Source organism: Gordonia crocea (genome assembly GCF_009932435.1).
Lineage (GTDB): Bacteria > Actinomycetota > Actinomycetes > Mycobacteriales > Mycobacteriaceae > Gordonia > Gordonia crocea.
This window is the reverse complement of the sequence record NZ_BJOU01000007.1, coordinates 1-7,347: the sequence shown is the minus strand read 5'-3', so window position 1 is coordinate 7,347 and position 7,347 is coordinate 1. Positions and strand designations below refer to the sequence as shown.

At 65.6% G+C, this 7,347-nt stretch carries 5 protein-coding genes and 1 pseudogene; 2 read left to right on the top strand and 4 right to left on the bottom strand.

What is annotated here, in order from left to right; translation table 11 throughout:
* Positions 1-1,269 (bottom strand): annotated as a pseudogene (asnB, locus tag nbrcactino_RS13485) (asparagine synthase (glutamine-hydrolyzing)); the annotation flags it as partial.
* Between the two features lie 385 nt (positions 1,270-1,654).
* On the opposite strand from asnB, the gene ctaC reads away from it, so the two are divergent.
* The gene (ctaC, locus tag nbrcactino_RS13480; RefSeq protein WP_161928069.1) at positions 1,655-2,671 is read left to right on the top strand and encodes an aa3-type cytochrome oxidase subunit II; all 1,017 of its coding nucleotides are present in this window, start codon (positions 1,655-1,657) and stop codon (positions 2,669-2,671) included.
* Positions 2,672-3,088 carry a cytochrome c oxidase subunit 4 gene (locus nbrcactino_RS13475; RefSeq protein WP_161927999.1) on the top strand — a complete coding sequence of 139 codons (417 nt, stop codon included), beginning with the start codon at positions 2,672-2,674 and terminating at the stop codon, positions 3,086-3,088.
* Positions 3,089-3,477: 389 nt separating this feature from the next.
* Here the strand turns inward: nbrcactino_RS13475 and istB are convergent, their stop codons facing one another.
* The 3 genes from istB to nbrcactino_RS13460 all read right to left on the bottom strand — a co-directional run bounded on the left by istB (position 3,478) and on the right by nbrcactino_RS13460 (position 7,231).
* On the bottom strand, positions 3,478-4,245 hold the full coding sequence (gene istB, locus nbrcactino_RS13470; RefSeq protein WP_161928000.1) for an IS21-like element helper ATPase IstB: 768 nt from the start codon (positions 4,243-4,245) through the stop codon (positions 3,478-3,480).
* Positions 4,242-5,522 (bottom strand): IS21 family transposase, encoded by a 1,281-nt coding sequence (gene istA / locus nbrcactino_RS13465; protein WP_161928001.1) that lies wholly within the window; start codon positions 5,520-5,522, stop codon positions 4,242-4,244. Before istA ends, istB begins: the two co-directional genes overlap by 4 nt.
* A gap of 338 nt (positions 5,523-5,860) precedes the next feature.
* Positions 5,861-7,231 (bottom strand): cytochrome b, encoded by a 1,371-nt coding sequence (locus nbrcactino_RS13460; RefSeq protein WP_443093405.1) that lies wholly within the window; start codon positions 7,229-7,231, stop codon positions 5,861-5,863.
* Between the last annotated feature and the right edge of the window lie 116 nt (positions 7,232-7,347).

Below are 7,347 nucleotides of genomic sequence, written 5' to 3'. Positions count from 1 at the left end.
GCAGGCTCTTGCCCCGGGTGCCCTCGGGGATGCGTCGCTGAGGCGGCCCGCGGCGCGGCGGGCGAACCCGGGCAGTCTGTCGAATCCGCGCAGTGACAGCGGCTCCTTGTAGATGGTGTAGCCGCCGAACAACTCGTCGGCACCCTCGCCCGACAGCACGACCTTGACGTGCTTGCGGGCCTCCTTGGCCAAGAAGTACAGGGGCACCAGGGCCGGGTCGGCGACCGGGTCGTCGAGGTACCAGACGATCTCCGGGATCGCGGCGACGAACTCCTCCGGGCTGACCACCTTGACGATGTGGCGCACGCCGATCGCCTCGGCGGTCTCTGCGGCGACGTCGACACTCGGAGTACCCGTCGCGCTGGAAGCCGGTGGTGATGGTGATCAGGTCGGGGTTTGCTGACGGGCCAGCGCGGCCACCAGCGTCGAGTCGATCCCAACCCGGAGAGAAACGACCCGACGGTCACATCGGCGCGCATGTGCTTGGCGACCGAGTCGCCGCAGGACGTCGGTGATCTCGCCTGTAGCGGGACGCGCCGTATCGCGGTGAAGGGACGCACGTCGAACCGCGGGTTGGAAGTAGCGGGTAATCGTCGGCGCCCGGCCGGGGGACAGGGTCGCGTGGCAGCCGGACTCGAGACGTCCGATGTTCGTGTGCAGGTCTCCGGCTCGGGCACGTACTGGAGTTCGATGTAGTGCTCGAGGGCCCGGTGGTCGAGCGCATCGTCGAGGCCGAGGCGGTCGAGCAGTTCCAGCAGGCTCTTCTTCTCGCTGCCGAAGGCGGTGCCGCGGGGCCCGGTGGCCAAGAAGAGCGGCTTGATGCCGAAGGGGTCGCGGGCGAGGAACAGCGACTTGGTCTGGGGTGTCCCAGATTCCGAAGGCGAACATGCCGCGCAGCCGCAGCACGGCTTCCGGGCCCCAGTAGTGGAACGCCGCGACGTATCACCTCGGCGTCGCCCTCGGTATGCATCGGGGCGTCGAACTCGGTCAGCAGTTGCTCCCGCAGTTCGACGTAGTTGTAGATCTCGCCGTTGAAGACCAGGGCGTAGCGCTCGGGCGATTCGGTCGGCCCCCACCGCAGCGGCTGGTTGCGAGTGCTCGATGTCGATGATCGAAAGCCGGTTGAAGCCGACCACCAGGTCGTCGTCGTGCCACGTGCCGGCCTCGTCGGGGCCACGGTGGCGCATGCAATGCGACGCAGCGGCGACCAGGTCCGACGGCGGTGGCCGCCGACGCGTCAGAGGTCAGCAGACCCAGCAATCCGCACACGGTGTCCTTGCCCCACTTTCTTCGCGGCCCTTGGTCGGCGCCGCCGAATCGGCCGGCCGCGCACGGGTGGCGGCCCGGATATGTCGAATCGAGTATGCCGCAGCGGCGCCCGCGCCACCGACTCGCCCAGATCACCGGCCCCGATCGCAACAGTTTGGGGCGGGTTGGTCTACGCTGCGTAGTACTAGGTGCAAGAATTGTCTTGCAGCCATGTGGCGTCAGGATTTGGGTGTGAACGGGCCGTGCGTCTGGGAGCGTCCAGGTGAGCAGGAAGGCATGAAATTGACACACGGGTGAACGGTCCACGGCGCAGCCCGCCGCGACCGCATCGCGCACGGTCAAGCGGGTCGGCCTGGTGGCCGCGCTGGGCCTTGCGACGCTGGTCATGACCGGTTGTGGTCCGCGTGAGACCCTGCGATTCGGCTGGCCGACGGGTGTGACGCCAGAAGCCGAGGCCATGGGCCACCTGTGGACCTGGGCGGTGATCGCTTCGTTGATCGTCGGTTTCCTCGTCTGGATGGCGATTTTCTACGCCATCACGTTCTTCCGCCACCGCGATGGGGAGGACTCTTTCCCGCGGCAGACGGCCTACAACATGCCTGTCGAGCTGACCTTGATCACGCTCCCGTTCCTGGCGATCGCGGTGTTGTTCTACTTCACCGTCGTCGTCGAGAACAAGGTCGAGAAGAAGACCGACGACCCCGCCGTCGTCGTCGATGTCACCGCGTTCCAGTGGAACTGGAAGTTCGGCTACGACAAGGTCCGCCAGGACAACGGCACCTACAAGGTCTATGCGGTCAAGGACGGCAGCCCGTTTGCGCTGCAGGCGCAGCGCGAAGCCGAGCACGGCCACCCGCTGCCGCTGCCGGCCGGCGGTCGCAGTGACAATGTGCGCGACTACCTGCGCTTCTCCAAGATCGAGACGCTTGGCACGCCGAGCGAGATCCCGATCCTGGTCCTCCCGGAGGGTAAGCGCATCGAGTTCAACCTCGCCGCCGCGGACGTCGTCCACTCCTTCTGGGTGCCCGAGTTCCTGTACAAGCGCGACGTGATGCCTTTCCCGAAGCAGAACCACACCGATCCGCGGTTCCAGATCGAGAAGATCACCCGTACTGGCGCTTTCGTCGGCCGATGCGCCGAGATGTGCGGCACGTACCACGCCATGATGAACTTCGAGATCCGCGTTGTCAGCGATCAGGATTTCAAGAGCTACCTCCAGTGGCGTGAGAAGGGCCTGACGAACGCGGGTGCCCTCGAGGCCATCTGCCAGGTCCCGACCTCGGTGACCACGGTGCCGTTCGAAACGCGTCGCAAGACCGGCGGCGACACCCCGAAGCACTTGGGCGACACCTGGCGCCCGGTTCTGCAGAACTGCACCAAGCGAGCGATCGGAGCGTCCTAAATGAAAGTCGAAGCCCGGATCTTCGAGATGCTCACCGCGTTCTTCCTCATCGGCGCGGTTGCCTACACGATCCTCACCGGCATCTCCTCGAAGGGTGTTGAGTGGGCCGGTGCGACCGCCTTCTTCTTCTCGGCAGGACTGTGCCTGATCACCGGGACCTACTTCCGGTTCGTGGCGCGCCGCGTCGAGATCCGTCCCGAGGACTACGAAGAGGCTGAGATCGAGGACGGCGCCGGCGAGTTGGGCTTCTTCAGCCCGCACAGCTTCTGGCCGATTCTGGTCGCGATGGGCGCGGCTCTGTTCGCCGTCGGCTTTGCGACGCGGAACTTCTGGTTCGCAATTTTCGCGGCCGGTGTCATCATCGTGACCGCGGCGGGCCTCGTGTTCGAGTACCACTGGGGCCCGGAGAAGCACTAGCGTCACCGAGTTCTGAGAGAACCGCCGCATTCGGATTCCGGGTGCGGCGGTTCTTCGTCGAGTGGGCCCTCGATCTTGTCGAGTGGGCCCTCGATCTTGTCGAGTGGGCCCTCGATCTCGTCGAGTGGGCCCTCGATCCTGTCGAGTGGGCCCCTGAGCCCGACGCCATCAAGGTGGTTTCGGGGAGCACACGGTTTTGGGTCGGATGTCAGACAAATCCTCACCGCACAAGCGATCTGATTCTTCCCAGGGGCCGAGGTTCCTCACAGTCTGAACCCGCCAGAAACACCGGCGCCCGATTAGGGAACTAGCCGTTGTCAACGGCGGGCGAAAATTGACCCTCTATCGACGGTTGAAAATTGACCCCCTGATGGTTGTTTTGTCTGGTTCTACTGGTCGTTGCTGATGAGGTCGTGTCGGGTTTTGGTGCGGTAGGAGTCTCCTGTGATGGTGAGGACTTCGACGTGGTGGACGAGTCGGTCGATGAGTGCTGCGGCGACGACGTCGTCGGCGAAAACTTCTCCCCAGCGGCCGAAAGGCATGTTCGAGGTGATCAGGATCGAGCCTTGTTCGTAGCGGGCGGCGATGAGTTGGAAGAACAGGTTCGCGGTGTCGCTGTCGAAGGGCAGGTAGCCGATCTCGTCGATGATCAGGAGCCGGTAGCGGCGTAGCCGTTTGAGTTCTTGGGGTAGCCGGCCGGCGGCATGGGCGTCGGTCAGGCGTGCGGCCCACCCGGTGGCGGTGTCGAACAACACCGGATAGCTGTGGTGGGCGGCCTTGATGCCCAGTGCGATCCCCAGATGGGTTTTGCCGACTCCGGGTGGTCCGAGCAGGATCACGTTCTCGCCTTTGGCGATCCAGGTGCTGGTGGCCAGGTGCGCGATCACATCGCGCGGCACCGACCGGGCGTGGTCGAAGTTGAAGTCCTCGAGCGTTTTGACTGCCGGGAACTTCGCGGCGTTGATCCGCAGCGTGGTGCCGTTGGCCTCGCGGTCGTTGACCTGCCGTTCCAGGAGTGCGGCGAGGTATTGCTCGTGGCTCCAGCCGTCGGTGCGGGCACGGTCGGCCAGCTCGGCCCAGCACCGCCTGATCGTCGGGGTCTTCAGTGCCCGGGTCAGGTACTCGATCTGCGAGCCGAGATCATCGCTGCCGTTCACGAGACCGGCTCCAGGCCGCCGTTACCGCTGGTGAAGTCGACGCCGTAGAGACGGTCGTAGTCCGGCAGCGGCCGAATCGGCACGGTGTGCCCGTCGGCGTGTGCCCGTATTCGGGCGGCGTTGGCGGCACGGTTGTTCAGGTCCTGGAGCCGGTAGTTGACCCGCAACTCCCGGGCAGCGGCCACATGCTGGGGATCGGTGATCGAGGCGTGCCGCCCCCAGAATCGGTCATGGTCGGCCACCACGGTCTGCCCGTGACAAATCCGGACCGTGGTGGCGGTGGCGGTGATGTCGACGAACTTGCCGATCACCGCCGGATGGACCGAGTAGTCGTTGCCGTCCACGCGTACGTAGTAGTCCCGGGCCAGGCGGACCCGTTCGCGCAGCCCGCTGACCGGGGCCACCGGCGGCAACGCGGTCATCGCGGCCACATCCTCCCCGAGCACGTCGACCGGGCGGCGATCGGCGATCGCCCGCACGACCTTGGTGTTGGCACACGTATCGAGCCAGCTCTGCAACTGGGCGTTGAAATCGGCCGGCCCGGTGAACTCCCGGCCGGGCAGGAACGAGGTCTCCAGATACCGGTTGGTGCGTTCGACCATGCCCTTGTATTCGGGGTCCCGCGGCGGAGCCAGCTCCAGCCTGGTTCCCAGCGTCCCGACGAACGCGGTGGCCGCCTGCGTCGGCACACCCTTGCCGCCGATCGCCGATTCACGGTCCCACACCAGCTTGCGTGTGACCGCCCCGACCTGAGACAGCAGCAGCCACATACCGGCCAGGATGTCTCCGCCCTGACGGGACGGGATCATCGTGGCCAGCCGGTACCGCGAGTACGCCAGCGTCATCACCAGCACCGGCAACACCGCGAACTGGTTACGGCCCAACGGGATTCGCCGGTCGGGGAACCACAGATCCCACTGCGAACACCCACCCGGTTCGTATACCACCCGATCGGCCGGATCGACCCCGCGGTACTCCGGCCGGATCTGCCGGACACGATCCTTCAAGACCGTCATCGACCTGGTCCAGCCGATCCGCTCAGCGATCACCGTCGCCGGCATCGCCGGATACCCGGCCAGCAACGCCCGAATCTGCGGCTCGAACACATCAACCGCCGACCCCGACGGCCTGCGCTCATACTTCGGCGGCTCGGCCGAACGCACCGCCACCCGCACCGTGTTCCGCGAGACCCCCAAACGCCGCACGATCTCCTTGATCGGCACACCCTCGCTCAAATGTAACCGGCGGATCTCCGCCCACTGCTCCACTGAAATCACCCTCCAAGGATCTGACGGGGGTCAAAATTCACCCGTCACCTGGGGGTCAGTTTTCACGCGTCGTCAACAGCCGTAGGAACTGAAAGGGCCCAGTCGACGAAGATCGGGGCCCAGTCGGCGAGATTGAGGGCCCAGTCGATGAAGATGAGGGCCCAGTCGGCGGGGATGTGGGCCCAGTCGGCGAAGATCGGGGCCCAGTCGGCGAAGATGAGGGCCCAGTCGGCGAAGATCGGGGCCCAGTCGGCGGGGATGTGGGCCCAGTCGACGGGAAAGGCCGCCAGGACTGATCCTGGCGGCCTTTCCTTGCCTGTGCCTCCCCGGGGGGAGGGGAGGAGTTGCTAGTCGAGCACGTTGCCGTTCTGGGCCTGCAGTTCGCGCAGAGCCTTGTGCTCGGCGACGTGCTGCTTGTGCTCCAGCTCGGCGTTGAGTTCCTGCTCCTCCGGCGGGTCGGCGAAGAAGAGGCCACCGGAGCCCGGGGAACCCGCGGCACCGAGCTTGTTCATCTTCTTCGGGATGGCCGCGCCTTCGTAGGGGAGCGGGATCGGGTGACCGTGGTCGTCGACCGGGCCGAGCGGCTGGTGCACCTCGATGTACTCGCCCTGCGGCAGCCGCTTGATGATGCCGGTCTCGATTCCGTGCTCGAGCACCTCACGGTCGCTGCGCTGCAGCGAGAGCGCCCAGCGGTAGGCGATGAAGTACGCCAGCGGCGGTACGACGAGAAGGCCGATGCGACCCATCCACGTCGTCGCGTTGAGCGAGATGTGGAAGCGGAACGCGATGATGTCGTTCATACAGGACAGCGTCATGATCACGTAGAACGAGACGGCCATCGCACCGATCGCGGTGCGCACCGGCACGTCACGCGGACGCTGCAGCAGGTTGTGGTGCGCATTGTCGCCGGTGAGCCGCTTCTCGATCCACGGGTAGGCGAACATACCGGTGAACATGAAGCCGATCAGCACGACGACCCAGAAGATCGCCGGAATGGTGTAGTTGCCCAGGTACAGCTCCCACGGCGGCATCAAGCGGGCCAGACCGTCAGTCCACTGCATGTAGATGTCGGGCTGGGAGCCGGCGGACACCTGCGCTGGGTTGTAGGGGCCGATCGTCCACACCGGGTTGATCTGGAAGACGCCGGCCATGATCCCGAGAACACCGAAGGTGATCGCGAAGAAGGCGCCGGCCTTGGCGGCGAACACCGGCAGGATGCGCACACCCACGACGTTGCGCTCGGTACGGCCGGGGCCGGGAACTGCGTGTGCTTCTGGTACCAGACCAGCGCGAGGTGGGCGCCGATCAGGGCCAGGATGATGGCCGGGAACAGCAGGATGTGCAGCACGTACATGCGCGGGATGGATGATGTCGCCCGGGAAGTCGCCGCCGAACGGGCCCAGTGTACAGGTCCCGACGAGCGGAATGCCCAGGACGATACCGCTCATTGCGGCGCGGACGCCGGTGCCCGAGAGCAGGTCGTCGGGGAGCGAGTAGCGAAGAAGCCCTCGAAACATCGCCAGCAGCAGGAGCAGGCAGCCGATGATCCAGTTGGCCTCGCGCGGCCGGCGGAACGCACCGGTGAAGAAGATGCGCAGCATGTGGATGATGATCGACGCCGCGAACAGCAGGGCCGCCCAGTGGTGGATCTGCCGGACGAAGAGTCCGCCGCGCACCTCGAAGGAGATGTTCAGCGTGGTCTCGTAGGCACGGCTCATGGTGACACCGTGAGTGGCTGGTAGTCGCCGTGGTAGGTGACGTGGCCATCGACGTCGAAGAACAGGTCAGGTAGACACCGGAGAGCAGCAGGATGACGAGGAGTACAGCGCCACCT

Bases quoted from the DNA above. Each gene is read 5' to 3' on its own strand.
- nbrcactino_RS13460 (WP_443093405.1), bottom strand. From the start codon at position 7,231: ATGAGCCGTGCCTACGAGACCACGCTGAACATCTCCTTCGAGGTGCGC.
- nbrcactino_RS13475 (WP_161927999.1), top strand. From the start codon at position 2,672: ATGAAAGTCGAAGCCCGGATCTTCGAGATGCTCACCGCGTTCTTCCTC.
- ctaC (WP_161928069.1), top strand. From the start codon at position 1,655: ATGACCGGTTGTGGTCCGCGTGAGACCCTGCGATTCGGCTGGCCGACG.